The organism is Actinotalea caeni, assembly GCF_009733795.1.
Taxonomy (GTDB): domain Bacteria; phylum Actinomycetota; class Actinomycetes; order Actinomycetales; family Beutenbergiaceae; genus Pseudactinotalea; species Pseudactinotalea caeni.
In genome coordinates, this window is the sequence record NZ_WNXX01000036.1 from 1 (window position 1) to 26,698 (window position 26,698).

Consider the following 26,698-nt stretch of genomic DNA (forward strand, 5'->3'; position numbering starts at 1 on the left):
CTCGAACACCGCCCGAGCCGACGCGCTGGCCCCATGGCTCAAGCACTACAACTACGCTCGAGCCCACACCGCCTGCGGAGGCAAGCCACCGATCAGCCGACTGTCACCAACGTGCTGACCGAGTACACCTAGGCGGTGAAGGTGTGCGTGCCTCCGGTCACCTCGTGGGTGGTGCCGTCGGGCAGGACGACGTCGGCCGGGACGCCGTCGGGAATCGTCACGTCGAGCGTGAAGGCGCCCTCCGCCGTCCGCCACTCGACGGCGATCGGGCCGACGCGGGACTCGTAGGTCGCGCGCACCCAGTCGATGCCCTCCCCCGGTACCGGCTGCACCCGGACGCGGCGGTAGCCGGGCTCGGCCGGGCGGATGCCCGCGACGACCTGGTAGATCCAGTCGGCGACGGCACCGAGCGCGTAGTGGTTGAACGACGTCATCTCGCCGGGGTTGATGCGGCCGTCGGGCAGCATCGAGTCCCACCGCTCCCAGATCGTCGTCGCGCCCATCGTGATCGGGTACAGCCACGACGGGCACTCGCGCTCCAGCAGCAGCCGGTAGGCGACGTCGGCGTGGCCGTGCTCCGACAGCGCCCAGGTCACGAACGGCGTGCCGGCGAACCCGGTGGTGACGCGGTAGTCGCGCTCCCGGACGAGCTCGGCGAGGCGGTCGGCGGCCCAGGCCAGCTCCTCGCCCTCGAGCAGGCCGAAGCAGATCGCGAGCGAGTAGACGGTCGCGCAGTCGGACGTGATGCGCCGGTCGGCGACGTAGTGCTCGCGGAACGCCGACCGGAGGCGCTGCGCCAGCTCCTCGAAGCGGGCCGCGTCCTCGTCGTGGCCGAGCAGCCGTGCGGTCTCGGCGGTGAACGCGACGCTGCGGTAGAACGACGCCGTCGCGACCACACCCTTGTCCGCCTTGGCCGCGGCCGGGTCGTCCGGCGGCGCGTCCGGGTCGAGCCAGTCGGCGAACTGGAACCCGGTGTCCCACAGCCCGGACGGCGAGAGCAGCGGGATCACCGACTCGACGTGGCCGACCATGCCCGGGTAGTGCGCGGCGAGCCGGTCGCGGTCGCCGTAGGCGTGCCAGAGCGCCTCGGGCACCCAGGCCGCGGCGTCGCCCCAGATCGCGGTCGCCTTGATCTCCCAGTCGGTGGGTCGGCGGTGCGCGGTCAGCGTCGGCTTGAGCACGTCGGGCACGATCATCGGCACCCAGCCGTGCTCGTGGTGGCCGGCCTCCTCGGCGAGGTCGAGCAGCCAGTTGTGCAGGAAGTCGGCGACGTCGAACTGGAACGCGGCGGTCGCGGCGTAGGCCGCGATGTCGCCGGTCCATCCGAGCCGCTCGTCGCGCTGCGGGCAGTCGGTCGGCACGGCGAGGAAGTTGCCCTTCTGACCCCACACCGAGTTGTGCACGAGCTGGTTGACCAGGGGCTCGGAGCACTCGAACGTCGAGGTCGGCCGGATCGCCGAGTGCACGACGACGGCCTCGAGGTCCGCAGGCCGCAGCTCGCCCGGCCAGCCGCTCACCTCGGCGTAGCGGAAGCCGTGGAAGGTGAACGTCGGCTCGAAGACGTCGGTGCCCTCGCCCGAGAGGACGAACGTGTCGGTCGCGCGCGCCGAGCGGAGCGGGCGGGTGCCGAGCTCGTCGTTCTCGAGCACCTCGGCGTGCCGCAGCGTGATCTCGGTGCCGGCGGGCCCGCTGGCCCGCACCCGCACCCACCCGACGAGGTTCTGCCCGAAGTCGACGAGCGTCTTCCCGGACGGCGAGGTCCAGATCCGCTGCGGCGCGAGCACCTCGTGCCGGCGCACCGGCTCGGCGACCTGCGCGACGAGACTGCTGTGGTCGAACGTGCCCTCGCGCACGGTCAGCTCGGGGCCGCGCACGCCTCGCAGCCGCGCGTCGATGCGCTGGCCGTGGTAGATCGAGTGCTCGACGACGTCGCTCGTCGTCGCGGTCCACGCCGGCGAGGTCGGCACGACCTGGCTGCTGCCGTCCGCGTACGCGACGTGCAGCGCGGCGAGCAGGCCGATCTCGTCGCCGTAGTTCGCGTCGGCGCCCGCGAAGCCGAAGTCGCCGCGGTACCAGCCGTTGCCCACGTGCGCGGTGAGCGCGAGCGCGTCGCCGGAGCCGCCGCGCACCGCGTCGGTGACGTCGTAGGTCTGGTACTGCAGCCGCCACTCGTAGGAGGTCCACCCCGGGGCGAACAGGTCCTCGCTCACCGGCGCGCCGTCGAGGGCGAGCTCGTAGATTCCGTGCGCGGTGGCGACGACGGTCGCGCCGACGACCGAGCTGCGCGGCTGCTCCAGCGTCACCTCCGTGCCGAGCAGCAACCCGGCGCCACGGTCGGCGTCGGCGGTGATGAACGTCGCGTCGCGCAGCAGCGCGAGCGCGTCAGCGGCGGTGCTGACCACGTGGGCTCTCCTTCGAACCTGGGTGCCCGGGACGGGCGATTGAAATGTTTCAATCCCTAGTGTAGCCGCGACATTCGCTCACGACCAGAGCCACGCGCGGGGCGCCCGATCCGAGCGGACACCTCGCCGACCGGGCGGGTCGCGCCGTCGCCCACCGGCGGGGACGGCCTCCCCGAACGCGGGAGCGGGCCCGCGCACCGCCCCCGCGGCACGCGGACCCGCCCTCGACGACTGTCCGCACCAACCCGCGCCGGCGGGGCTCCCGCGCTACAGGTCGGCACCCTCCAGCAGCTCGGTGACGAGCGCGGCGACCGGCGAGCGCTCGGGCCGGGTGAGCGTCACGTGGGCGAACAGCGGGTGCCCCTTGAGGGCCTCGATGACCGCCGCGACGCCGTCGTGCCGGCCGACGCGCAGGTTGTCGCGCTGCGCGACGTCGTGCGTGAGCACGACCCGCGAGTCCTGCCCGATCCGCGAGAGCACGGTCAGCAGCACGTTGCGCTCGAGCGACTGCGCCTCGTCGACGATGACGAACGCGTCGTGGAGCGACCGGCCCCGGATGTGGGTCAGCGGCAGCACCTCGAGCATGTCGCGGTCGAGGACCTCCTCGACGACCTCGCGTGAGACGACCGCCCCCAGCGTGTCGAAGACCGCCTGCGCCCAGGGGTTCATCTTCTCGGCCTCGCTGCCGGGCAGGTAGCCGAGCTCCTGGCCGCCGACGGCGTAGAGCGGGCGGAACACCATGATCTTGCGGTGCTCGTTGCGCTCCAGGACGGCCTCGAGACCGGCGCAGAGGGCCAGCGCGGACTTCCCCGTCCCGGCCCGCCCTCCCAGCGACACGATCCCGATCTCGTCGTCCAGCAGCAGGTCGATCGCGATGCGCTGCTCGGCGCTGCGACCGTGCACCCCGAACACGTCGCGGTCGCCGCGCACGAGCTGGACCTGCTTGTCCGCCGTGATCCTGCCGAGGGCGGAGCCGCGCGGCGAGTGCAGCACCAGCCCGGTGTGGCACGGCAGGTCGAGCAGCGGCCCGGTCTCGACGAGGTCGACCACGGGCAGCCGCTCCTCGCTCCACAACCGCGCCATCTCCTCCTCGGTGACGTCCGCCTCGGCCATGCCGCCCCAGCCGGAGTCGACCGCGAGCTGGGCCCGGTACTCCTCGGCCGCGAGGCCGACCGCGGACGCCTTCACCCGCATCGGCAGGTCCTTGCTCACGACCGTGACGCTGTGCCCCTCGGCGGCCAGGTTCGCCGCGACCGAGAGGATGCGCGTGTCGTTGTTGCCCAGCCGCAGCCCCGACGGCAGCACGCTGGGGTCGGAGTGGTTGAGCTCCACCCGGACGGTGCCGCCCGCGGCGCCGACCGGCACCGGGCGGTCGAGGTAGCCGTGCTGCTGGCGCAGGTCGTCCAGCGCGCGCAGCGCGCTGCGGGCGAAGTAGCCGAGCTCGGGGTGGTGCCGCTTGTCCTCCAGCTCGGTGACGACGACGACCGGCAGCACGACGTCGTGCTCGGCGAACCGCATGAGCGCCTTGGGGTCGGACAGCAGCACGGACGTGTCGAGCACGAACGTACGGCGCTCGCCCTCCGCGCCGTCGTGCTCGGACGTCTGCGACGTCGTGGGGTGGGACACCGTGGCGCGGCGGGCGTTGCTCAAGGGCTGCTCCTATCCAGGCCGGCGCACGCCGCGGTCGGCGAGCGCCGCAGGTGTGGCGGGCGGCCAGGGTCCGATGCCCTGTCGTGCGCTCGAGCTCTGCTCCACGCTGCCTCCCGACGGCCGGCGGTCTGCCTTCCGTGGTCGACACGCTACGTCGCGCGCCACGCCCGCCCGGGGAACGGCACGCCGCGTCGGCGAGAGTTCACACGCCCGACACACACGGGCCACGGACGACGGCGCCCGATCCCGCCGGGCGCTCCGCGCGCCGTGTGCCGGTCGGCCCCGTCAGCGCCCGAGACGCCGCTCGCGCGCGGCGTAGGAGCGCAGCGCGCGCAGGAAGTCGACCTTGCGGAACGCGGGCCAGTAGGCCTCGCAGAAGTAGAACTCGCTGTGGACGCTCTGCCAGAGCAGGAACCCGCCGATCCGCTGCTCGCCGGACGTGCGGATCACCAGGTCCGGGTCGGGCTGGCCGCGCGTGTACAGGTGCTCGGCGATGTGCTCGACCGTGATCGCGTCGGCCAGGTCCTCCAACGAGACGCCGGCCTTCGCCTGCTCCTTGAGCAGCGAGCGCACCGCACCCGCGATCTCGTCGCGCCCGCCGTAGCCGACCGCGCAGTTGACGTGCACGCCCTCGACGTCGGCCGTCGCCCGCTCCGCGGCGCGCAGCCGGTCGACGATCTCGGCGGGCAGCAGGTCGAGCTCGCCGACGATGCGCAGCCGCCAGCGGCGCGCGTGGGCGAGCGACTCGATCGCCGAGGCGATGATCTCGAGCAGCTGCGCGACCTGGGTCGGCTCGCGCTTGAGGTTGTCGGTCGAGAGCAGCCAGAGGGTGACGAGGTCGATGCCGACCTCCTCGCACCACCCGAGCAGGTCGGCGATGCGGTCCGCACCGGCGCGGTGGCCCTCGGAGGTCTCCAGGCCGACGGAGCGCGCCCACCGACGGTTGCCGTCGAGCATGACGCCGACGTGAGCGGGGAGGTGGCTGCCGAGACCGGCAGCGATGCGGCGCTCGTAGAGGCCGTACAGGAAGCGCGCCGGACTCTTCACCAGAGCGTGCCCCTTCCACCTCGCACGACGACCGCGGACCAAACTATCGCGCAGGGGCCGACGTGCCACCCTACGGGCACGTAGGTTACGCTGGCGTAGGTTCACTTGCAGACAGACGGAACACCATGACCGAGCCCCGACCCGCCGATGACGGCACCACGCGCGACGAGGCAGACACGCCGAGCACGCCCTCCCCCGACGTGGAGGAGGGGCGCGACTCGCTGGTCGACGGCGTCGTCGACCGCCTCGAGGAGGCCCGCGACGACCTCGGCGACGCCGTCGAGACGGTCGTCGCCGCCGTCAAGCCGCGGCTGCGCGGCTGGCTCCACGCCGTCATGGCGCCGCTGGCCCTGGGGTACGGCATCGTCCTCGTGGTCCTCGCCCCGGCCGGTGCGCCGCGAGCCTCGGTCGCGGTGTTCGCGGCCGCGACGGCGCTGCTGTTCGGCACGAGCGCCGTCTACCACCGTGGCACCTGGAGCCCGAGGGTCGGCGCGGTGCTGCGCCGCCTCGACCACTCCAACATCTTCCTGGTCATCGCCGGCACCTACACGCCGCTGTCCGTGCTGCTGCTCCCCGCAGGAACCAGCCGGCTGCTGCTCACCGTGATCTGGTGCGGGGCGCTCGCGGGCATCCTCATGCGGGTGCTCTGGCTCGGCGCGCCGCGGTGGCTGTACGTGCCGATCTACGTCGCGCTCGGCTGGGTCGCGGTCTGGTTCCTGCCCGCGTTCGCGACCTCCGGCGGACCGGCCGTCGTCTGGCTCGTCGTCGCCGGCGGGCTCGGCTACACGCTCGGCGCGCTCGTGTACGGGCTCAAGCGACCCGACCCCAGCCCGCAGTGGTTCGGCTTCCACGAGCTGTTCCACGTCGGCACCGTCATCGGCTACACCTGCCACGCGATCGCCGTCGGCATCGCCGCGCTCGCGCAGCGCTGACCCTAGGGTGTGCTGCATGGCGAAGAAGCAGCACACGTGGGACGACGACGTCGCCGAGCTGCTGCGGGTCGGGCCGGACTTCGACCTCGCGGCGATGGACCGGGGCGCGACGCCCGGCTGGTCGGCGGGCAAGGCGGAGGCCGCCTCCCTCATGGCTGCGCACGGCGAGGAGCTCTCCGACCTGCAGGAGCGGCTGTTCGCGGACGCCAAGACCGGCGGCACCCGCTCGGTGCTGCTCCTCCTGCAGGGCCTGGACACCTCCGGCAAGGGCGGCGTGGTGCGGCACGTCATCGGCATGGTCGACCCGCAGGGCGTCGCGCTCGCCAACTTCGGGGTACCCACGGAGGAGGAGAAGCGGCACCACCACCTGTGGCGGGTGCGCCGGCAGCTGCCGCCGCCCGGGCGGATCGGCGTGTTCGACCGCTCCCACTACGAGCAGGTCCTCGTGGTCAAGGTCGACGGGCTGGAGCCCGCCGACCTCAACGAGACCCGCTACGACGAGCTCGTCGCCTTCGACCGGGAGATCGTCGAGGGCGGCACCACGCTCATCAAGGTGGCCCTGATGGTCTCGCACGCCGAGCAGGGCGAGCGCCTGAAGGAGCGCCTCGAGCGGCCCGACAAGTGGTGGAAGTACAACCCGGGCGACATCGACGTGCGCGAGCAGTGGGACGCCTACCAGGCCGCCTACGCGGAGATGTTCGCGCGCACCTCGATCGACGAGGCCCCCTGGTACGCGATCCCCGCGGACCGCAAGTGGTACGCGCGGCTGGCGATCACCGAGCTGCTGCGGCGTGCGCTGCGCGATCTCGACCTCGGCTGGCCGGCTGCGGACTTCGACCCCGAGGTCGAGCTCGCGCGCCTCGCGGCGACCGCGCGCGACTGACGCCGCGCACGCCCTGGGCGCGCCCTCAGCGCGGCACGACCGCGTAGCGCCGGTGCGCGAGCGACGGCACCGTGCGCCGCACCTCCTCGAGGTGCTCGCGATCCAGGTCGGCGACAAGCAGCTGCGGCTCGCCGTCGGCGGTCGCGAGCTCCGACGCCAGCGGCCCGACGACGGCGCTGCCGCCCACCCGGCCGCGCCCGCACTGGCTCGCGAGCAGCAGGTAGCTGGTGTTCTCCAGCGCCCGCGCCTGCGCGAGCACCCGCAGCTGCTCGGGCTTGCCCGGACCGGCCGCCCAGGCGGCGCCGACCGCCAGGACGTCGGCCCCGGCGTCGACGAGCACCCGGAAGGACTCGGGGAACCGCAGGTCGTAGCAGGTGGCCAGGCCGACCCGCCAGCCGTCGACATCGAGCACGACCGGGTCGCCCGGGTCGCCGGCGTCCAGCACCTCCGACTCCTGCACCCCGAACGCGTCGAAGAGGTGGACCTTGGTGTAGCGGCCGATCGTCGTGCCGTCGGGGCCGACCGCGAGCGCGACGTTGCGCATCCGGTCGCCGACGGGCTCGAGCGTGCCGGCGACGGCCAGCACGCCGTGGCGCGCGGCGGCCTCGGCCAGCGTGTCGGCGAAGCGCCGGTGCTCGGCCGCCAGCCCCGCGTGCAGCCGGGGCGCCCAGGCGATCGTGTACTCCGGCAGCACGACGAGGCGGGCTCCCTCGTCGGCGGCGCGCGCGAGGAGCGCGGCGGCCGCCGCGGCGTTCGCGACCGCGTCCTCGGTGGCGGCGAGCTGTCCGACGGCGACCCGCAGCCCGGTCATCGCTGCTCGCGCTCGCTCTCGCCCGGCGCCGTGCCGGCGCCGTCGACCGGGTCCGCGCCCGCGGGCCCCGAGGACCCGGTGGGCGGCGTGCCGCCCGGCTCGGTGGGGCTGCCCGCCTCCGCGGCGCGCTCGGCCTCCTCGCGTGCCGCACGGGCGTCGATGCGACGCAGGTGCCGGCTCATGATCAGCACCAGCACGATGACGATGACGGCGAGCGCGGCGAACGTCAGGAAGCCCTCGATGCCCGGGGTGACGGTCGACGGCTCCGGCGTCTGGCCGGCGAGGTTCATGACCTGATCCCGGCGAACAGGTCGTCCTCGGGGATCGAGGTCTCGACGCGCGACTGCGCGAGCTCGAACTCCTCGACCGTCCACACCGACTTCTCGAGATCGCGCGGGATCGCGAAGAAGTGGCCGTCGGGGTCGATCTGTGTGGCGTGCGCGAGCAGGGCGCGGTCACGGTGCTCGAAGTAGTCCGCGCACTCGATCCGCGTGGTGACCTGGCGCTCGGGCTCGTCCTCCGACCAGCGCTCCAGCCACTCCGCGAACGGCGACTCCATCTGCTGGGCGAGGATCGCCTCGTGCACGGTGCGGATGCGCGACCGCGAGAAGCCGTGGTCGTAGTAGAGCTTGAGCACCTGCCACGGCGGTCCCGCGTCGGGGAAACGGTCGGGGTCGCCCGCGGCCTCGAACGCAGCCACCGAGATCTTGTGGCACATGATGTGGTCGGGGTGCGGGTAGCCGCCGGTCTCGTTGTACGTCGTCATGACGTGGGGGCGGAACTCCCGCACGACGCGCACCAGCGCCTCGGTGGCCACCTCCAGCGGCTCCAGCGCGAAGCACCCGGGCGGCAGCGGCGGCAGCGGGTCGCCCTCCGGCAGCCCGGAGTCGACGAAGCCGAGCCAGCGGTGCTGCACGCCGAGCGCCTCCGCGGCGGCGGCCATCTCGCGACGACGCAGCCCGGGGAGGTCGCGCGCGACCTCGGGGTCGTCCGCCAGCTTGGGGTTGAGCACGTCGCCGCGCTCACCACCCGTGCAGGTCACGACCATCACCTCGGCACCCTCGTGCGCGTAGCGCGCGGTGGTCGCCGCCCCCTTGCTCGACTCGTCGTCGGGGTGGGCGTGCACAGCCATCAACCGCAGCGTGGGCTCGGCCACGGGACCTCCGTCGTTCGGTAGGTGCGAGACTGATCCCGGTCGACCCGGGACCGCGTCCCTCTTCGTCTGTCACAAGGATGACACGTCATGGCACCCACCCCCGCCGAGCAGCAGGCGCCCCGCGCCGCCGGCCGGCCCGCGCAGCGGTACGGCGAGCAGCCGCGCTCGCGTCGGGGCGTGCTGGTCGCGGCCCTGGTGACGGCGGCCGTCGTGGTGGCCGGGCTGGGCTGGGTCGCGTGGGGCATGCTGCAGCCCGCGGCCGAGGGCGAGGTCGGCACCTACGAGGTGGTCGACGCCACCCGCGTCGACTACGTCCTGGAGGTCACCCGGCCCGTGGGCACGACAGCCGTCTGCACGGTCGAGGCCATCGGCGCCGGCTACGGGCAGGTCGGGATCGTCGACGTCACCGTGCCGCCGTCCGACACGCTCGTGACGCGCCAGCGGCTGTCGATGGCCACCAGCGAGCGCGCGAGCGCGGTCGCCGTGCGGGCCTGCCGGCTGCTCTGAGGGGTTGGCCGCTCAGGACCCGAAGGTCGTCCGGAGCCAGTCGACCCAGCCGCTCTCGTCGATGATCGGGCCGCCGATCGCGACCACCGCCTCCGGCAGGGTGTCCCCCGACTCCAGCGCGACGTCGGCGGCCTCGTAGACGTCGACGCCGAGCGAGGCGGCGTAGGCGTACATCGACCCGCTGAGCGCGTAGGCGCAGTGCACCGTGTCGACGTCGACGAAGTCCTGCTGGACCGGGAACCGCTCGGGGAAGTCCTCGGAGGCGACGCAGTCGCGCATCATCCGCCCGACGTAGGACCCCTCCCGCCCGAACTCGCCGTCGCTGCGGAACATCGACTCCAGGTAGGTGGCCCAGCCCTCCATGACCGGCGAACCCGGCCAGGACTCCTCCGGCACGTTGGTCGTGTGCATGGCGTGCACGAACTCGTGGACGATCGTGTCGAGAGTGTTCTCGTCGCCGTAGAGCAGCCCGCCCGGTCCGATCGTGAGGATGCCACCGGCGTTCGTGCGTGCGCCGCCGACCGCGATGTCCTCCGGGATCCCCGGGGCCGGGAACGGCCGGCGCTGCGGGAACATCGTGCCCGCGCGGTCGGCGACCCAGCCCGAGGTGTCCTCGATGAACCAGTCGTTGAACCGGTCCGGGTCCTCGGTGACGAACGTCGCGAAGCGCTGCGCGTTCGCCGTCCCGGTCTCGCGCTCGTAGGTGTCGATCACCCACGCGGCGCCCTCGTCGCCGAGTCCGGCGAGCCGGTCGACGAGCGCCTTCTCGTCCTCGTAGCCCGCCATCACCGAGCTGCCCGAGACGACGGCGTACAGGGGCGCCAGGTCCCACGGCGCCGCGGTGCCCTGCAGCTCCCAGCCGGTGATGACTCCGCTGGCGCCGTCGTCGGTGACCCGGATGGTGGCGCGGTAGAGGTTGCTGGGGGCGTAGGAGGTGCCCGCGTCGGGATGGTCGCTGCCGTCGGGGATCGACGGCGAGCCGGCCGTCACGGCGCCGAGCGTCACCCGCAGCGTGATCTCGTCGTTCTCGTAGGCGTCGAGCTGGCCGGGGCCGAGGGACATCGCGCCCGCGGTCCACTGCAGGACGTCCATGTTGTCCCACCACAGGCTCAGCGGCGCGACGGCGTCGCCCTCGACGAACCGGAAGAACGCCTCACGGTCCTTGGCGGCGAGGGCGGCGTTGACGGCCGGGAGCATGTGCTCGCCGGTGAACGTGCCCGACGTCGCCGTGTTCGGCTGGCCGTAGCCGTCGGTGGGCTCGGCGGTCGGACCCACCGTGGGGTCGGGTCGCGGGTCGCGGTCGATGAAGGACGGCAGCGCCCACACCGCGGCGACGATCACCACGAGCGAGGCCGCGATGCCCCAGACCCACGCGGGGATGCCGCGCTCGGGCTGCCGCTGCGGCGGCGGGAACTGCGGGGCCGGGTAGCTCGGCATCGGGCCGTAGACGTAGCCGAACTCGGAGACGGGCGGCTGGGAGGGCGGCGCCGCGGCCTGCCAGGTCGCCTGCTCGTGCCAGCCCTGCTGCGGCGCCGGAGCCGCGGGCTGCTGCCAGGCCTGGTCGGGGGCGCCCTGCCAGCCCTGCTGCGGCTGCGGCTGCGGCTGCGGCTGCGGCTGCGGCTGCGGCTGCGGCTGCGCACTGTGCCATCCCTGGGTCGGCGCCTGCGGCTCGTGCCATCCCTGCGCGGGCGGCTGGCCGCCGGGCCAGCCCTGCGCGGGCGGCTGCTCGCCCTGCCCCACGGGAGCGGCGGGCTGCTCCCCGTGCTGCTGCGGCCAGCCCTGCCCGGACGCACCGCCCTGCTCCCCGCCCTGCTCGGGGGACGGTGGTGTCGACGTCATCGCCCTCGCGCGCCCTCTCCCCGGGTGCGTACGACCCGCACGGTTCTCGATCGCTGCTGGTGCCGGCGTGACCGGCCGTCCCGGGCAGACTACCGCCACGCCCCCACGCCGTGAGGAGGCGGGTGCCACGGCTGGCGACCGTGGTTGCTAGAATGGTCGCTTCACACCCGCCTGGGAACGACCCCTGCAGGACCCCACGCCGCACGGCGCAGCGCCGCGACGGACGAGGAGCCGGCAGGAGCACAGGTCGCCGAGGCGGGTTTGCCATACACCGCACGGTGCGGCCGTGGCCCACGAACGACAAGGAGTACCCGCGTGTCCGAGACGACGACATGGCTCACTCAGGAGAGCTATGACCGCCTGAAGGCGGAGTACGAGCACCTGATCGGCCCTGGGCGGACCGAGATCGCCGAGCGCATCGAGGCCGCTCGCGAGGAGGGCGACCTCAAGGAGAACGGCGGCTACCACGCGGCCCGCGAGGAGCAGGCCAAGCAGGAGGCCCGGATCCGTCAGCTCGACGACCTGCTGCGCACCGCGCAGGTCGGCGAGGCCCCGGCCGACGACGGCATCGTCGAGCCCGGCATGGTCGTCACCGCGACCGTCGGGGGCGAGAAGATGACGTTCCTGCTCGGGTCGCGCGAGGTCGCCGGCGACACCGACCTCGACGTCTACTCCGCGTCGTCGCCGCTCGGCAACGCCATCCTCGGCACCAAGGCCGGGGACACCGTCGAGTACACGACGCCGACCGGCGCGACCGTCAAGGTCAAGATCCAGAAGGCGACCCCCTTCCAGGGCTGAGCCCGCACGAGCACGGACGCCCCGGGGAGACACCTCCCCGGGGCGTCCTGCGTCCGCGGCTCCCGGCGGCGCGGGGCGCGTCTCAGCCCGGCAGCACCGGGTAGCCGGCGCTGCGCAACGACTCCACGACCGTGCGGCAGTGGTCGGCGCCGCGGGTCTCGATCTCGACGGCGATGTCGACCTCGTCGACGGCGAGCGTCGCGTCGGTGCGGACGTGGCCGACGGTGAGCACGTTCGCCCCGAGGTCGGCCACCGCCGCCAACAGCTTCGCCAGGTGGCCCGGGGTGTCCTTGACCCGCACCTTGACCTGCAGGTAGCGACCCGCGGCCACCAGGCCGTGCCGCAGCACCCGCATCAGCACCAGCGGGTCGATGTTGCCGCCGGTCAGCACGGCCACGACCGGGCCCTGCCACTCCCCCGGGTGCTTGAGCAGCGCCGCGACGCCCGCGGCCGCGGAGGGCTCGACGACGAGCTTGGCGCGCTCGGTCAGCAGCAGCATCGCGCGGGAGATCTCCTCCTCGGAGACGGTCTCGAACCGCTCGACCTCGCGCGTGACGATCTGCAGCGGCACCTCGCCCGGGCAGCCGATCGCGATGCCGTCGGCCATCGTCTGCATCTCGGCCAGCACCACGGGGCGGCCCTGCGCGATCGACTCCGGGTACGCCGCGGCGCCCGCGGCCTGCACGCCGACCACCCGGACGTGCGGCCCGAGCCGCGCGTGCAGCGCCGCCGCCACACCCGCGAGCAGGCCACCGCCGCCGGTCGGCACGATCACGGTGCCGACGTCGGGCACCTGCTCGGCGATCTCCAGGCCGAGCGTCGCCTGGCCGGTGACGATGTCGATGTGGTCGAACGGGTGGATGACGGTGCGGCCGGTGCGCTCGGCCTCGGCCCGGGCCTCGACGAGCGCCTCGTCGACGGTCCGGCCGTGCGTGCGCACGGTCGCGCCGTAGCCCTTGGTCGCGGCCACCTTGGGTAGCGCGGCGCCCTCGGGCATGTAGACGACGGCGTCGATGCCGAGCGTGCGCGCCGCGAGCGCCACCCCCTGCGCGTGGTTGCCCGCACTGGCCGCGACGACACCGCGCCGCTGCTCCTCCGGGCCCAGGCGCGACATCCGCAGGTACGCGCCGCGGATCTTGAACGAGCCGCCGCGCTGCAGGTTCTCGCACTTGAGCACGACGCGGGTGCCGGCGAACCGGCTGAGCGCACCGGACTCCTCGACCGGGGTGCGCGTCGCGACGCCGTCGAGCGCCGCGGCCGCGGCCTCGATCTCCTCGAGCGTCGGGTGCGTCACCACCGGGCGGTGAGCTCCTCGAACTCGAGCCGCACGGGTTCGGGCACCGGGTCCTTGCCGTTGAGGTACTTGATCGCGGTGTTGGCGACGGCGATGACCGGCACCGCGAGCAGCGCGCCGACGATGCCGCCTGCGAGCGTGCCCGTCGCGACCGCGAGCAGCACCGCGACCGGGTGCAGCTTGAGCGCGCGGCTCATCAGCAGCGGCTGCAGCAGGTGGCCCTCGACCTGCTGCACCGCGAGCACGATCAGCAGCATGACGACGGCGCGCACCAGCCCGCCGTCGACCAGCGCCACCGCGACGGCGACCGCGCCGCTGATCAGGGCACCGATGATCGGGATGAACGCGCCGACGAACACGAGGATCCCCAGCGGGATGGCCAGCGGCACGCCGAGCAGCCACGCGCCCAGGCCGATGCCGATGCCGTCGACGAAGGCGACGAGGATCTGGGTGCGCGCGTAGGAGCCGAGGCTGATCCACGAGCGCAGCCCGGCGCCGTCGACCCGGGCGCGCGCGGTGCGCGGGAAGAGGCCCACGAGCCAGGTCCAGATCGTGCGCCCCTCGAGCAGGAAGAAGAACAGGCAGAACAGCGTGATCAGCGCACCGGCGAGCACGTGCCCGGCCGAGGAGGTCAGGGACAGCGCGCCGCTGAGGATCTGCTCGGCGTTGGACCCGGCCTGCTCCTGGAGCTGGTCGAGCCAGTCGGTGAGGGTGACCTCGTCGAGCCGCAGCGGTCCGCTGCTCAGCCACGCGAGCGCGTCCTCGAAGCCCGCGATCGCACGGTCACGCAGCTCGGAGATGCCGCTGACGATCGAGTTGCCGGCCAGCGTGACGAGACCGACGAGGACCCCCAGCGTGACGACCATCGTCGTCACGACCGCGAGCACCTTCGGGAACCCCGCCCGCACGTGCAGCCACCCGGCGACCGGCGAGAGCAGCGCCGCCAGCAGCGCCGCGACCAGCACCGGCACGACCACGGTCTTGAGCTGCACGAGACCGATGACGAGCGCGCCGACCGCGATCGCGATCACGATCGCGCGCCAGGACCACTCGGAGGCGACGCGCACCGGCTCCGGCACCGACGACGCGGGCTGGGTGGTGACCACGGGCGGCTCGGGACGGGCCGGCGGCGGCGCCGCCGTCGTCACGACGTCGCGCGTGCGGCCCTTCCCCAGCAGTCCCATGAGGCCCAGCGTACGGGCGGCGGCACGTGCCGCGGCGCGGGAACACCGGCGGTGGCCGCGACGTTGTGGCCTGTGGCGTCGCGACCCGGCGACGACCAGAGAGGCAGACGATGATCTTCGGTCGACCGACCACGATGGTGACGCGCGAGCAGGCGCTCCCCGGCCACCCCGAGCCCACCTTCCCCGTGCCGACGACGCACGAGGTGCTCGGGACGCCGTTGCTGGGTCCGTTCCCCGAGGGCAGCAAGATCCTCTATGTCGCGATGGGCTGCTTCTGGGGTGCCGAGCGCATCTTCTGGCGCCAGCCGGGCGTCATCAGCACCGCCGTCGGGTACATGGGCGGCTACTCGCCCCACCCGACGTACGAGGAGGTGTGCACGGGGCGCACCGGGCACGCCGAGGCCGTGCAGGTGGTCTACGACCCCACGGTCACCGACGTCGAGCACCTGCTCAAGGCGTTCTGGGAGAACCACGACCCGACGACGCCGAACCGGCAGGGCAACGACATCGGCACCCAGTACCGCAGCGCGATCTACTGGACCGACCCGGCCGACGAGGCGGTCGTGCGGGCGAGCCGTGAGGCGTTCAACGCCGTCGTGCGCGAGCACGGGTACGGCGACATCACGACCGAGCTGCGGTCGGCGGCCGACGCGGGCACGTTCTACCCCGCCGAGGCCTACCACCAGCAGTACCTGCACAAGAACCCCGGCGGCTACTGCAACCACGGCCCCAACGGCATGACGTGCCCGGTCGGCATCGTGCGGCAGGACCAGCTGCCCAGCCAGGAGTCGGTGCTCGGCCGCGAGTGACACGGCTCGCGCTCGGCCGGGCGTGGCCCGGCCGAGCGCCCAGAGGCGTGGGTCAGCGGGTGCCGATGATGTCGACGACGAACACGAGGGTGTCGTCGCCGCCGATGCCCGCGCGGGGGTTGCCCATCGGGCCGTAGCCCTCGTGCGGCGGGATGCTGAGCAGCACCCGCGAGCCGACCTGCTGGCCGACGAGGCCGGAGTCCCAGCCGGAGATCACACGGCCGACGCCGATCGGGAACCCGATCGAGCTGCCGCGGTCGTAGGAGTTGTCGAACACGCGACCGCCCCAGACCTGACCGAGGTAGTCGACCTCGATCGTCTGGCCGGCCTCGACGACCGCGCCCGAGCCCTGCTCGAGCACCTGCACCTGCAGGTCGGCCGGCGCCGCGTTCTCGGGGAAGGTCAGCTCGGGCTTGTCGCCGAAGGAGCCGCTGGCGGTGGGGAGCGTCGCAGACATGGGTGCCACCCTACGCGCCGCCCACCACCCCGCCCCGACCACCGGTTCTCAACCCACGTCTGCCCCCGCAGACGGATTCGCCCACTTCTGCCCACCGTCAGGCTCGCGGGGGGGCAGACGTGGGTTGAAACCGTGTTCGGGGCGGGACCGGGTCGAGAGTGGTCTGGGAGGATCGGAGGGTGAGCGACATGCCCCAGGTCCCCGCAGGGCTGACGGCGCGCCCGGTGCGTGCCGACGACGTGGACCGCCTCGCGGTGCTCGTCGGGAGGATCCGCGCGCTGACGCGTGGACCGGGCGGCGTCGACACCGAGTCGGTGCGCGCCAAGGCTGTCGGGATCGGCTCGTGGACCCGGCGCCAGGTCGTCGTCGAGGACGCCGACGGCGAGATCCGCGCCTGGGCGAGCGCCCACGACCGCGCGGCCGGGCGCACCGACCTCGAGCTGCACGTCGACCGCACCGACGACGACGACGCGCTCGCCCTCGCGCTGCTCGACTGGCTGGACCGCACGGCGGCGACGATCGCGCGCGGCCGCGACCTCGACGAGACGCTGCTCGAGATCCTCGCCGACGCCGGCGACGAGGAGCTGCAGGGCTGGCTCGCCGCGCACGGCCACCACCGCGCCCGCCGCTGGCTCAACATGGTCCGGCCGGTCACGCCCGACGAGCGGCTGCCGGTCCGCGAGGGCGTGACCGTGCGGCACGTGCGCACCCACGACCTCGGCGACGGCACCACGATGCCGGTCGCGGAGGACCTGCAGGCCGTGCACCGGGTGCTCGAGCGCTCGTTCGCCGACCACTTCAACTCCTACCGGGAGAGCTTCGGCGAGTTCGTGCAGCGGCTGCGCGAGGACCCCGGGCACCGGTGGGACCACTGGTACCTCGCCGTCGTCGAGCACGAGGGCGAGGACCTCGTGGCCGGGGCGCTGGTGTCGACAGTGCACCCCGACGGCGAGGGCGGGCTGGCCTCCTACATCGACTACATCGGCGTCGACCGGCGCGCGCGCGGCCGCGGCGTCGCGAAGGCGCTGCTCGCCACTGTCGTCAACGAGGCCGCCGAGCGCGGCCGCAGCCGTGTCGGGCTGGAGGTCGACGCGGACTCCCCCACCGGCGCCGACGGCCTGTACGGCTCGCTGGGCTGGCGCACCCGCTACGTCACCGAGAGCTGGCAGAAGACGCTGAGGGTCTGACGCTCAGCCGAGCAGGCGGCTCAGCCACTCCAGCTGCCGGCCGCGCTGGTGCGTGCCGCCGTTGTCGCCGTGCTGGTTGTAGCCGTACACGTGCATCTGCTTGGGCCCGGCGTAGCGGTTGTAGGAGGCGTAGACGCTGGACGGCGGGCAGCAGGTGTCCATGAGCGCGACCGACCACGACGACGGCGCTCTCCCGCGCGCCGCCATGGTGACGCCGTCGACGTAGGAGATCGTGCGCCAGGTCCGCTCGACGGCGTCGCGGTGCGTCGCGAGGTGGGCGGCCAGCTCGCCGTAGGGCAGTGTGTCGACGAGCTCCACGCTGTGCCGCACGTGCTGCATGAACGGCACGTCGGCCATCATCCCGGCCACGTCGGGGACCAGCGCCGCGGCCGCGATCGCCGTCCCGCCGCCCTGGCTCGTCCCTGCCACCACGACCTTCTCGGGGTCGGCGCCGGGCAGCGCACGCGCCGCGTCGACGGCACGGGCGGCATCGGTGTAGAGGCGCCGGTAGTAGTAGCCGTCGGGGTCCTCGAGGCCGCGCGTGAGGAACCCGGGCTGCGCGGGCCCGTGCCCGACGGGATCGCCCGTGTCACCGGGTTCCGGCGCGGTCCACCCCTGGCCCCGCGCGTCCACCCGGAGCACCCCGTAGCCGGCGGCGGGGAACAGCGTGTGGTCCCACGGCTTGCCCCGACCCGCCGAGTAGCCCGCGAAGCTGACGACGACCGGGAGCCGCGCCTGCACGCGCGCCGGCCGCACGTACCACGCCTTGATCGGGTGACCGCCGAACCCGGCGAACGTGACGTCGTGGACCTCCAGGCGCGCGAGCGCGGCGTCGACCGGCCGAAGTCGCAGGGCGAGGTCGTGACGACGAACCTCCGCGAGGGTGCGCTCCCAGAACGCGTCGAAGTCGACCGGCTCCTCGACGTCGGGGTGGTACCGCTCGAGCTCGGCGAGCGGCAGGTCGAAGTGCGGCACGGTCGGAGTCAGCCGAAGCGCTCGCGCAGCCACGCGAGCTGGCGGCCGGTCTGGAACGGACCGCCGCCCTCGTGGCCGTTGTAGGTGTAGACCTCGATGTCGCGCGGCCCGCCGTAGCGGTTGTAGGAGGCGTAGACCGTCGACGGCGGGCAGGTCATGTCCATGAGCGCCACCGACCACAGCGACGGCGCGCGGCCGCGCGAGGCGAAGCTGACGCCGTCGAAGTAGGACAGCGTGCGCCACGTCTGCTCGGCGGCGTCGCGATGCGTCGCGAGGTAGGCGGTGATCTCGCTGTAGGGCGAGGTGGGCACGATCTCGACGGCGCGGCGCATGTGCTGCAGGAACGGCACGTCGGGCATGAGGCCGGCGACGTCGGGCACCAGCCCGGCGGCCGCGATCGCGATGCCGCCACCCTGGCTGGCGCCCGAGACGACGACGGCGTCGGCGGCCGTGCCCGGCAGCTCCCGCGCGGCCTCGACCGCGCGCGCGGCGTCGGTGAACAGGCGCCGGTAGTAGTAGCCCTCGGGGTCGTCGAGACCGCGGGTCATGACGCCCGGCACCGCGGGCGGATGGCCGACCGGGTCCGGCGTGTGGCCGGGCAGGTTGACCGACCAGCCCTGGCCGCGGGAGTCTATCCGCAGGGTCGCGTAGCCGGCGCTGGGCAGCAGCGTCGTCTCCCACGGCATCCCCCGCCCACCGGAATACCCGATGTAGGAGACGACGACCGGGAGGTCCTCGGTGACGCCCGCGGGGCGGGAGTACCAGGCCTTCACCGGGTGCCCGCCGAAGCCGGCGAACGTGACGTCGTAGACCTCGACGTGGCGCAGGTGCGCCTCGGCGGGCTCCACCCGCAGCGCGAGGTCGTGCGCGCGCGCCTCGTCGAGCGTGCGCTGCCAGAACGCGTCGAAGTCCTCGGGCTCGTCGACGTCGGGAGCGTAGGTCTGCAGGTCGGCCAGCGGCAGGTCGAACAGCGGCATGCGCCGTACCGTATCGGCGCCGTCACACCCGGCGCACCGGCTGCCCGCGGAACGAGAACGGCGGCCCGGCACCCAGGTGCCGGACCGCCGTCCGCGAGTCGTGCGGCGGGTCAGTCGCCGCGCAGGATCGCGAGGATCCGCAGGAACTCGATGTAGAGCCACACCAGCGACAGCGCGAGGCCGAACGCCGCGGACCACGCGTACTTGCGGGCCACGCCGTTGGTGACGCCCCGCTGGATCTGGTCGAAGTCCATGACGAGCGTCATCGCGGCGAGCACCACGGCGATCGCGCCGATGACCAGGCCGAACCCGCCAGCGCGCAGGCCCCAGCCGCCGAGCACGGTCAGCGACAGCACGAGGTTGACGAGGCAGAACACCGCGTAGCTGACCAGCCCGATCATGAGGATCTTGGTGAACTTCGGCGTCACCCGGACCTTGCCGCTGCGGAACAGCGCGAGCGTGACGCCGAACGTCACGAAGGTCGCCAGGACCGCCTGGAGCACGATGCCCGGGTAGGCGAAGTTGAACACCATCGAGATGACGCCGAGGAACGCGCCCTCGAAGGCGGCGTAGCCGAGGATCAGCGCGGGCGAGGGCTCCTTCTTGAAGGAGTTGACCAGGCCGAGCACGAGGCCGCCGATCAGACCGCCGAACAGCACCGGCATCATCAGGCCGGTCGGCAGCGTGCCGGTGCTGAAGCCGAACCAGCTCGCGGCCGCCACCAGCACGATGACGCCGAGCACCGTCGCCGTCTTCATGATGACGTCGTCGTAGGTCAGCCGGCCGGTCTGGGCGGCGGTGGCCGACGGGCCGTAGTAGGCGTCCTGGACGCTCTGGAACTGCGCGTCGGTGGTCGCAGTGGGCGGCGTGCCGTACGGGCTCGGCTGCGCGTAGCCCTGCACGTTCGGCTGGTAGCCCGTGGCGAGCGAGCCCGGCTGGGGCGTGCTCTTGCCGAAGCTGGGGCTGTTGGAGAAGTAGGGATTGGCCATCTGGGTGTGTCGTCCTCTGTGGTCATGGCGCCGGACGGCGACCGGGTCCCATCGTAGGGCGGGCACGCCCACCCCTGCCCGGCACCCAGAGGAACGAACGGCGAGCCGTCGGTGTTCCCGTCGTCGCCGAGCCCCGCACGACCGTCCTCGACGGCGGCCCGCCGGCCGGGCGGGCGGGGGCCCGCCAGGGGTGGCCAGCCGGGTCGCCGGGGCGGCCGGACCACCGCGAGGATGACGTCCTCATACCTTCGGCGGAGCCTCGAGGGGGCCAAGATCCGCCGTGCGGCCAGTGGTCGCCCCGCACCGGGGCACCTACCGTGGAGACGACCGCAGGAGTCTGCGACCTACAGGACCGAGAGGAAGCCGATGATCGAGGCAGTGGACCTCACCAAGAGGTACGGAGAGAAGCTGGCCGTCGACTCCGTGTCGTTCACGGTCCGGCCCGGGCGCGTGACCGGCTTCCTGGGCCCGAACGGTGCCGGGAAGTCGACGACGATGCGGATGATCCTCGGGCTGGACCGCCCGACCGCCGGCCGCGTGACCGTCAACGGCAAGCAGTACGCCGACCACCGGGCGCCCCTGCTGGAGGTCGGGGCGCTGCTCGAGGCGAAGGCGGTGCACACCGGCTCCAGCGCCCGCGACCACCTGCGCGCGCTCGCCGCGACGCACGGCATCGGTCGCAAGCGCGTCGAGGAGGTCATCGAGCTGACCGGCCTCACCGACGTCGCCCACAAGCGCGTCGGCGGGTTCTCGCTCGGCATGGGGCAGCGGCTCGGCATCGCCGCCGCGATGCTGGGCGACCCCAAGACGCTCGTGCTCGACGAGCCGGTCAACGGCCTCGATCCCGAGGGCGTCAAGTGGGTGCGCACGATGGTGCGCTACCTCGCCGGCGAGGGCCGCACGGTGTTCCTGTCCTCGCACCTGATGAGCGAGATGGCGATCACCGCCGACGACCTCGTCGTCATCGGGCGCGGCCGCATCATCACGACCGGCACCGTGCAGGACATCATCACCGCGAGCACGACCGGGTCGGTGCGGGTACGCAGCCCGCGTGCGGGCGAGCTGGCCGAAACGCTGCGACGCGACGGCGTCACGATCTCCTCGAGCGAGCCCGACCGCCTCGACGTCACCGGGATCGACGCCCCCGCGATCGGCGAGCTCGCCGCTCAGCGCGGCATCCCGCTCCACGAGCTCACGCCCGTGAGTGCCTCGCTGGAGGAGGCGTTCATGACGCTGACCGCCGGCGAGGTCGAGTACCACTCCGAGGCCGTCGGCGACCCCGACACCCGTCAGATGCAGGAGGCAGGCCGATGACCGCCGTCACCACCGAGCCCGGCCGCGCACCCTCGGTGCCCCGGGACGCGCACGTCACGTTCCTCGGCGAGCTGCGCGCCGAGTGGATCAAGTTCACCGCCGTCCGGTCCACGCCGTGGATCCTCGGCGTGACCGTGCTCGTCATGATCGGCATCGCGGCGCTGAGCGCGTGGAGCTTCTCGTTCCTGCTCGACAACCCCGAGGAGACCGGCGGCGCCGCGGCGTTCCCGGCGGACTTCGACTGGGCGGCGCAGGCGGCCGGGGCCGGCTACATCATGGCCCAGATCGTCGTCGCGGTCCTCGGCGTCATGGTCGTCACCGGCGAGTACACGACGGGGCAGATCCGTTCGACGCTCGCGGCGGTCCCGCGCCGGCTGCCGGTGCTCGCGGCCAAGGGCGTCGTCGTCACGATCGCGTCGTTCGTCACGGGGCTGCTCGGTGTCGCGCTGGGCGCGCTGGTCGCGCTCCCGCTGCTGTCCTCGCACGACATCACGCTCGACCTCAGCCGCGACGGCACCCTGCTCTCGCTGCTGGGCGCGCCGCTCTACCTGGTCGCGGTCGCGCTGTTCTCCCTCGGCGTCGGCACGATGCTGCGGCACACGGCAGGCGGGATCGCCGTCGCGGTGCTGATCTTCTTCGTGCTGCCGATGATCTGGCCGAACCTCGCGCCCGACTTCTTCCAGGACACCAGCCCGTACCTGCCGTCGATCGCAGGTGCGCGACTGATGGAAGGAGTCGACCCCGACGCGGTGCTGTCACCGTGGCAGGGCTACGGCGTGATGCTCGCCTGGGCGGCGCTCGCGCTGCTGGGCGGTGCGGTGCTCCTGCGTCGGAGGGACGCCTGAGCACACCGGGTGCGATGGCCGCGGCGGAGCACCCGCCGCGGCCATCCGCGCGTGCCGACGACGTCTTCCGCATCTCGCAGGTGCGGCGCCGCGGCCCGGTGCGTCGCTGGTTCCTCGCCCACCCACGGGCGATGGACGCCGTCGTCGCCGCGTGGTTCGGGCTGCCGAGCCTCGTCACGGTCGCCGAGCTGCGCCACACGACGAGGCCCCTCGACGTCGTCGACCCTGCTGCGGCGCCGTGGATCCTGCTCGCCCTGTCCACCGTGTCGACCGCGGCCCTGCTGCTGCGCCGGCAGCACCCGCTCGCGGTGCTGGCCGTCACGGTCGGCTCCGCCGTCGTGGTCACGGCGCTGCTGGGCAACACCTACGGCCACGAGTTCGCCGTCTGCTTCGCGGCCTACGCGGTCGCGTCGCAGCGTCCGCCCGGCACGGCGTGGCTGAGCAACCTCGCCGCGATCGCGCTGGGCGCGGGCACGGTCATGCTCGCCGGCGACAGCAGCTCGATCGACCCCGGGGTCGAGGGCGTCAGCGAGCCGCTGCCGCCGCTGCTCGGGCTGGGCATCGCCGCCACCTTCCTCGCCCTGGTCGTCATGGTCGCGCACGCGATCGGCATGAGCGTGCGGGCGCGGCGCGAGCACGAGCGGGCGCTCGTCGACCGTGCCAACCGCATCGTGCTCGAGCGCGACCAGCGCGAGCAGCTCGCGGCCGCGGCCGAGCGGGCGCGGATCGCCCGCGAGATGCACGACGTCGTCGCGCACTCGCTGTCGGTCATGGTCGCGCTCGCCGACGGCGCCACCGCGAGCCTCGACAAGCAGCCCGAGCGCAGCCGCCGCGCGCTCGAGGAGCTGGCGAGCACCGGGCGCGACGCGTTGACCGAGATGCGCTCGATCCTCGGGGTGCTGCGCACCGAGAGCACCGGCGCCGCGGCGGGCACCGGGAGCACGGCCGAGGACCCGCCGTTCGAGGGAGCGGCGCCGCTGGCGCCGACGAGCGGCGACCTCGACGAGCTGCTCGCGCGGTTCCGCGCCGCGGGACTGCCGGTCGAGCGCGTGCAGTCCGGGCCGCCGCTGCCCGAGCACCCGCGGCTGCTCATGACCGTCTACCGGGTCGTGCAGGAGTCGCTCACCAACGTGCTGCGGTACGCCTCCGGCGCCACGTCTGTCCGGGTCGCGATCGCGACCGAGGAGGACGTCGTGACCGTGACCGTGACGAACGACGCCGGCAGCGGCGCCGTGCAGCCCGGCAGCGGGCACGGCCTGCTCGGGCTGCGGGAGCGCGTCGGCGCGTTCGGCGGCTCGGTCACCGCCGGCCCTGTGGACGACGGCTGGCGCGTGCACGCCACCATCCCCGTGCCCCCGGAGGGACGATGACGACGATCTCCGTGCTGCTGGTCGACGACCAGTCGCTGCTGCGCATGGGCTTCCGCATGGTGCTGGAGGCCGAGGACGACATCGAGGTGGTCGGCGAGGCCGCCGACGGCGCGACCGGGGTCTCGATGGCCACGGCGCTGCGCCCCGACGTCGTGCTCATGGACGTGCGGATGCCGGGCACCAACGGCATCGAGGCGACCGCCCGGATCACCGAGGCGCTGAGCGACACCCGGGTGCTCATCCTCACGACCTTCGACCTCGACTCCTACGCGTTCGCGGGTCTGCGCGCCGGCGCGAGCGGCTTCCTGCTCAAGGACACCCGGCCGGCCGAGCTCGTCGAGGCGATCCGCACCGTGCACCGCGGCGACGCCGTGGTCTCGCCGCGGGTCACGCGGCGGATGCTCGAGATGTTCGCCGGGAAGCTCCCCGACAGCGACGGCGACGGCGCAGGCCCGGCCCGCGAGGCGAGCCACGCCGTCGAGGACCTCACGCCCCGCGAGCGCGAGGTCCTCCTCGCGATCGCCTCCGGGCTGTCCAACGCCGAGATTGCGGCGCACCTCACGGTCTCGGAGGCCACCGTGAAGACACATGTCGGTAAGGTGCTGGGGAAACTGGGGCTACGAGACCGCGTGCAAGCGGTGATCTTCGCGTACGAGTCGGGACTCGTGCGTCCCTGAGACCAGCGAGATCGGAGTGCGAGCGATGACCGAGGAGGTCAGGCAGAGCCCGGTCGGTGTCCGCGACGCCGGGCCGGAGGACGCCGAGTTCCTCGTCGACATGCTGCTCGAGGCGGTCAACTGGGCCGGCGGTGAGGAGCAGCTCAGCCGCAAGCAGCTGCTGCGCGACCGCACGCTGTCGCACTACGTCGCCGGCTGGCAGCGCGAGGGCGACCTCGGCGTCGTCGCCGTCGACATGGGCGGCCCCGGCGGGCTGCAGATCCCGGTCGGTGCCGCGTGGCTGCGTCGGTTCAGCCGGCAGCACCCCGGCCTGGGCTACGTCGCCGACGACATCCCGGAGCTGAGCATGGGAGTCGTGCCCGCCCACCGCGGGCGCGGCATCGGCCGCGGCCTGCTCCGCACGATCGCCACCCGCGCGCAGGACGCCGGCATCCGCGCGATCAGCCTCAGCGTCGCCATCGGCAACCCGGCGGTCGCGCTCTACACCGCAGCCGGGTTCCGCACGGTCGACCTCGGCGACGCCCCCGAGGGCGCGCAGACCATGCTGCTGGACCTGCTCACCTGGCAGCCGCCGACGACTCAGGACGTCGGCGCGTAGACGACGGACGTCTCCGCACCCAGCAGCACCTCGAACCGCCCGAGCACGCGGGCGCGGTCGTCGAGCGCATACACGACGGTCGCCGATCCCATGCGCGCCTGCGGCAGCTCGACCAGGCGCTCGACGTCGTCCAGCAGGCCAGCCAGCACCCGCAGCTCGGCGTCGGTGCTGACGCCGCCGGAGAAGAACCGTGCCGCCTCGACGTCGTCCGCGCGGACCAGGTCGAGCAGCCGTGCGACCGCGCCAGTGGGTGACCGCAGCCCCACGCCCGAGTCGACCCCGGGCCGCCAGGCGAGCACGGCGGCGAGCGTGTCGCCGTCGAGCACCAGCGCGTAGTCGGCACGCTCCTCGGTCGTGGGCCCGGCCTCGCGCAGCACGCTCACCGTGACAGCGACGGTCACGACCGGGTCGCCGTCGTGCTCGCCCACGAGCTCGGGCGCACCGGGCTCGACGACGACCTCCTCGACGCCCTCGGCCCCACCGGCGGCCGCCGACCGGGCGAGCTCGGCGGAGGTCGCCGCGAGGAAGCCCTGCGCCGCGGGGCCCAGCGGCAGCGCCTCGGCGAGCTCGGCGACCGCGACGTCGGTGGTCGCGCCGTCGCTGACGATCGTCGTCGGCGTCCCCGGGGCGTCGAGGCCGTGGGCGTACACCTCGGTGAGCGCGGTGACCAGCGTCTCGACGTGCGGCGCCGGGTCGGGGGCGTCGCCCGGGACCGGACCGAGGTCGGCCAGCGGCTCGGCCGAGGCGCAACCGGTCAGCGCCGCCAGCGCGGCGACGACCAGCACCAGGCCCGTCCGACGACGTCTCATGGCTCCCCTACAATCACCAGGACTCGCCCACAGCCTAGGTGGCCGGCCCGACCCCTCTCAGCAGTGGCTCGCGAGAGTCACCCGGTCGGTCGCCGCCCGGACCGGACACATCGGAGGTGCCGTGAGCCACGTGCCCCCCGGCACCGCCGTCGCGCCCGAGATCCCCGGGTACACCTACGTCCGCCCGATCGGGCACGGCGGGTTCTCCGACGTCTACCTCTACGAGCAGGAGATGCCCCGCCGCGAGGTGGCGATCAAGGTGCTGCGCACCGAGGACCTCAGCGACGCCACGCGCGAGCAGTTCGCCGCCGAGGCCAACCTCATGGCCCGGGTGTCCAACCACCCGAACATCGCCGCGATCTACGCGGCCGACGTCGACGACGACGGTCAGCCGTACCTGGTCATGGAGTACTGCTCGGGCGGCAGCCTCGGCGCCTTCTACCGGCACTACCCGATGTCGGTGAAGGACGTGCTCAGCCTCGGCGTGAGGCTCAGCGGCGCGCTCGAGGCCGCGCACCGGGCCGGGATCGTGCACCGCGACGTCAAGCCGGCGAACATCCTGCTCACCGAGTACGGCGTCCCCGTGCTCTCCGACTTCGGCATCTCGACGATCGCCGAGGACTTCCCCGAGTCCACCCGGCACCCGTCGCTGCAGGGCACCGCCACCGGCAGCGGCGACACCTCGGTCGGGATGAGCCTGCCGTGGGCCGCTCCGGAGACGCTGTGGGACGACCCGGTCTCCGACGCCCGCTCCGACCGGTACTCGCTCGCCGCGACGCTCTACTCGCTGCTGGCCGGCCACTCGCCGCACGAGGTCCCCGGCGGACCGAACACCGCCTCGCACCTGACCGGCCGGATCCGCAGCGGGTTCGTCGCGGCGATGCGGCGACCCGACGTCCCCGCGTCGCTGCACGAGGTGCTGCGGCGCGGCCTCGCCCACGACCGCTCCGCGCGCTACGAGAGCGCCGCCGAGATGGGGCAGGCGCTGCAGGCGGTCCAGCGCGAGCTCGGGTTCGAGGTGACGCCGCTCGTGGTGCCGCGCGGCGCCGCGCCGGCCCGTCCGCCGGCGCCCACCGTCCGGGTGCACCAGGCCGAACCGATCCAGCTGCCCGCGGGCCACGCGACGCTGGTGCCGCCCGAGGACGGTCAGGGCGCCGCGGCGGCGCCGGCCGGCGAGAGCGCGGCTGC

At 73.5% G+C, this 26,698-nt stretch carries 26 protein-coding genes and 1 pseudogene; 13 read left to right on the forward strand and 14 right to left on the reverse strand.

The genetic code is table 11. The features are described 5' to 3' along the window. Positions 1-118: pseudogene (locus tag GPA02_RS17825) on the forward strand (IS481 family transposase); the annotation flags it as partial. A 10-nt stretch (positions 119-128) separates the two neighbouring features. Here GPA02_RS17825 and GPA02_RS17830 read toward each other — a convergent pair. From GPA02_RS17830 to GPA02_RS17840, 3 genes are all read right to left on the reverse strand, one after another. After that, positions 129-2,402, reverse strand: a complete 2,274-nt coding sequence (locus GPA02_RS17830) for a family 78 glycoside hydrolase catalytic domain (RefSeq protein ID WP_156201796.1) — start codon at positions 2,400-2,402, stop codon at positions 129-131. Positions 2,403-2,669: 267 nt separating this feature from the next. Beyond that, the gene (locus GPA02_RS17835; protein ID WP_156201819.1) at positions 2,670-4,028 is read right to left on the reverse strand and encodes a PhoH family protein; all 1,359 of its coding nucleotides are present in this window, start codon (positions 4,026-4,028) and stop codon (positions 2,670-2,672) included. A gap of 309 nt (positions 4,029-4,337) precedes the next feature. Further along, positions 4,338-5,099, reverse strand: a complete 762-nt coding sequence (locus GPA02_RS17840) for an isoprenyl transferase (RefSeq protein ID WP_156201797.1) — start codon at positions 5,097-5,099, stop codon at positions 4,338-4,340. 125 nt (positions 5,100-5,224) lie between these two features. On the opposite strand from GPA02_RS17840, the gene trhA reads away from it, so the two are divergent. Next, the gene (trhA, locus tag GPA02_RS17845; RefSeq protein WP_156201798.1) at positions 5,225-6,031 is read left to right on the forward strand and encodes a PAQR family membrane homeostasis protein TrhA; all 807 of its coding nucleotides are present in this window, start codon (positions 5,225-5,227) and stop codon (positions 6,029-6,031) included. A 16-nt stretch (positions 6,032-6,047) separates the two neighbouring features. Beyond that, positions 6,048-6,914 carry a PPK2 family polyphosphate kinase gene (locus tag GPA02_RS17850; RefSeq protein WP_156201799.1) on the forward strand — a complete coding sequence of 289 codons (867 nt, stop codon included), beginning with the start codon at positions 6,048-6,050 and terminating at the stop codon, positions 6,912-6,914. 25 nt (positions 6,915-6,939) lie between these two features. On the opposite strand, the gene GPA02_RS17855 is transcribed toward GPA02_RS17850, so the two are convergent. Genes GPA02_RS17855 through mca form a run of 3 tightly spaced genes read right to left on the reverse strand, consistent with a single transcriptional unit; the run spans position 6,940 to position 8,881 of the window. Then, entirely contained in the window at positions 6,940-7,725 is a 786-nt protein-coding gene (locus tag GPA02_RS17855; RefSeq protein WP_156201800.1) for a nitrilase-related carbon-nitrogen hydrolase, read from the reverse strand. Next, entirely contained in the window at positions 7,722-8,015 is a 294-nt protein-coding gene (locus GPA02_RS17860; RefSeq protein WP_156201801.1) for a hypothetical protein, read from the reverse strand. The genes GPA02_RS17855 and GPA02_RS17860 overlap by 4 nt, the downstream gene beginning before the upstream one ends. Next, complete coding sequence (gene mca, locus GPA02_RS17865) at positions 8,012-8,881, reverse strand: mycothiol conjugate amidase Mca (protein WP_240134132.1); 870 nt, start codon at positions 8,879-8,881, stop codon at positions 8,012-8,014. The genes GPA02_RS17860 and mca overlap by 4 nt, the downstream gene beginning before the upstream one ends. A gap of 87 nt (positions 8,882-8,968) precedes the next feature. Here mca and GPA02_RS17870 point away from each other — a divergent pair, with 87 nt between their 5' ends. Next, on the forward strand, positions 8,969-9,388 hold the full coding sequence (locus GPA02_RS17870) for a DUF4307 domain-containing protein (RefSeq protein ID WP_156201803.1): 420 nt from the start codon (positions 8,969-8,971) through the stop codon (positions 9,386-9,388). 12 nt (positions 9,389-9,400) lie between these two features. Here GPA02_RS17870 and GPA02_RS17875 read toward each other — a convergent pair whose 3' ends face one another. Next, a complete protein-coding gene (locus GPA02_RS17875) occupies positions 9,401-11,227 on the reverse strand; it encodes a hypothetical protein (protein ID WP_156201804.1) in 1,827 nt (608 codons plus the stop codon). Positions 11,228-11,542: 315 nt separating this feature from the next. Between GPA02_RS17875 and greA the strand changes: the two genes are divergently transcribed. After that, entirely contained in the window at positions 11,543-12,025 is a 483-nt protein-coding gene (greA, locus tag GPA02_RS17880; RefSeq protein WP_156201805.1) for a transcription elongation factor GreA, read from the forward strand. An 82-nt stretch (positions 12,026-12,107) separates the two neighbouring features. Here greA and ilvA read toward each other — a convergent pair whose 3' ends face one another. Together ilvA and GPA02_RS17890 are read right to left on the reverse strand one after the other, a co-directional pair. Continuing rightward, entirely contained in the window at positions 12,108-13,322 is a 1,215-nt protein-coding gene (ilvA, locus tag GPA02_RS17885; protein WP_204986674.1) for a threonine ammonia-lyase, read from the reverse strand. Continuing rightward, positions 13,316-14,503, reverse strand: a complete 1,188-nt coding sequence (locus tag GPA02_RS17890; protein ID WP_156201806.1) for an AI-2E family transporter — start codon at positions 14,501-14,503, stop codon at positions 13,316-13,318. Before GPA02_RS17890 ends, ilvA begins: the two co-directional genes overlap by 7 nt. Before the next feature lie 110 nt (positions 14,504-14,613). Here GPA02_RS17890 and msrA point away from each other — a divergent pair, with 110 nt between their 5' ends. Beyond that, the gene (msrA, locus tag GPA02_RS17895) at positions 14,614-15,312 is read left to right on the forward strand and encodes a peptide-methionine (S)-S-oxide reductase MsrA (protein WP_156201807.1); all 699 of its coding nucleotides are present in this window, start codon (positions 14,614-14,616) and stop codon (positions 15,310-15,312) included. Positions 15,313-15,364: 52 nt separating this feature from the next. Here msrA and GPA02_RS17900 read toward each other — a convergent pair whose 3' ends face one another. Continuing rightward, positions 15,365-15,769 carry an FKBP-type peptidyl-prolyl cis-trans isomerase gene (locus GPA02_RS17900; RefSeq protein ID WP_156201808.1) on the reverse strand — a complete coding sequence of 135 codons (405 nt, stop codon included), beginning with the start codon at positions 15,767-15,769 and terminating at the stop codon, positions 15,365-15,367. Positions 15,770-15,957: 188 nt separating this feature from the next. On the opposite strand from GPA02_RS17900, the gene GPA02_RS17905 reads away from it, so the two are divergent. After that, positions 15,958-16,956, forward strand: a complete 999-nt coding sequence (locus tag GPA02_RS17905; protein WP_156201821.1) for a GNAT family N-acetyltransferase — start codon at positions 15,958-15,960, stop codon at positions 16,954-16,956. Between the two features lie 3 nt (positions 16,957-16,959). On the opposite strand, the gene GPA02_RS17910 is transcribed toward GPA02_RS17905, so the two are convergent. The 3 genes from GPA02_RS17910 to GPA02_RS17920 all read right to left on the reverse strand — a co-directional run bounded on the left by GPA02_RS17910 (position 16,960) and on the right by GPA02_RS17920 (position 19,897). Next, positions 16,960-17,931 (reverse strand): acetylxylan esterase, encoded by a 972-nt coding sequence (locus tag GPA02_RS17910; RefSeq protein ID WP_156201809.1) that lies wholly within the window; start codon positions 17,929-17,931, stop codon positions 16,960-16,962. Between the two features lie 8 nt (positions 17,932-17,939). Next, complete coding sequence (locus GPA02_RS17915; protein ID WP_156201810.1) at positions 17,940-18,908, reverse strand: acetylxylan esterase; 969 nt, start codon at positions 18,906-18,908, stop codon at positions 17,940-17,942. 110 nt (positions 18,909-19,018) lie between these two features. Further along, positions 19,019-19,897, reverse strand: coding sequence for a Bax inhibitor-1/YccA family protein (locus GPA02_RS17920; RefSeq protein ID WP_156201811.1), 879 nt, complete (start codon positions 19,895-19,897; stop codon positions 19,019-19,021). 366 nt (positions 19,898-20,263) lie between these two features. Here GPA02_RS17920 and GPA02_RS17925 point away from each other — a divergent pair, with 366 nt between their 5' ends. From GPA02_RS17925 to GPA02_RS17945, 5 genes are read left to right on the forward strand one after another with little or no spacing between them, the layout of a single operon-like run. Beyond that, positions 20,264-21,211 carry an ABC transporter ATP-binding protein gene (locus GPA02_RS17925; protein ID WP_156201812.1) on the forward strand — a complete coding sequence of 316 codons (948 nt, stop codon included), beginning with the start codon at positions 20,264-20,266 and terminating at the stop codon, positions 21,209-21,211. Then, complete coding sequence (locus tag GPA02_RS17930) at positions 21,208-22,056, forward strand: ABC transporter permease subunit (protein WP_156201813.1); 849 nt, start codon at positions 21,208-21,210, stop codon at positions 22,054-22,056. The genes GPA02_RS17925 and GPA02_RS17930 overlap by 4 nt, the downstream gene beginning before the upstream one ends. 14 nt (positions 22,057-22,070) lie before the next feature. After that, positions 22,071-23,426: a sensor histidine kinase gene (locus GPA02_RS17935; protein ID WP_156201814.1), complete on the forward strand. Its 1,356-nt coding sequence runs from the start codon at positions 22,071-22,073 to the stop codon at positions 23,424-23,426. After that, a complete protein-coding gene (locus tag GPA02_RS17940; protein ID WP_156201815.1) occupies positions 23,423-24,103 on the forward strand; it encodes a response regulator in 681 nt (226 codons plus the stop codon). The genes GPA02_RS17935 and GPA02_RS17940 overlap by 4 nt, the downstream gene beginning before the upstream one ends. A 25-nt stretch (positions 24,104-24,128) precedes the next feature. After that, positions 24,129-24,701, forward strand: a complete 573-nt coding sequence (locus GPA02_RS17945) for a GNAT family N-acetyltransferase (RefSeq protein WP_156201816.1) — start codon at positions 24,129-24,131, stop codon at positions 24,699-24,701. On the opposite strand, the gene GPA02_RS17950 is transcribed toward GPA02_RS17945, so the two are convergent. Then, complete coding sequence (locus GPA02_RS17950; RefSeq protein ID WP_156201817.1) at positions 24,683-25,510, reverse strand: hypothetical protein; 828 nt, start codon at positions 25,508-25,510, stop codon at positions 24,683-24,685. The genes GPA02_RS17945 and GPA02_RS17950 overlap by 19 nt on opposite strands. Positions 25,511-25,631: 121 nt before the next feature. Between GPA02_RS17950 and GPA02_RS17955 the strand changes: the two genes are divergently transcribed. Next, positions 25,632-26,698 (forward strand): serine/threonine-protein kinase (locus tag GPA02_RS17955; protein WP_162457820.1); only part of this gene is annotated, 1,067 nt, incomplete at its 3' end.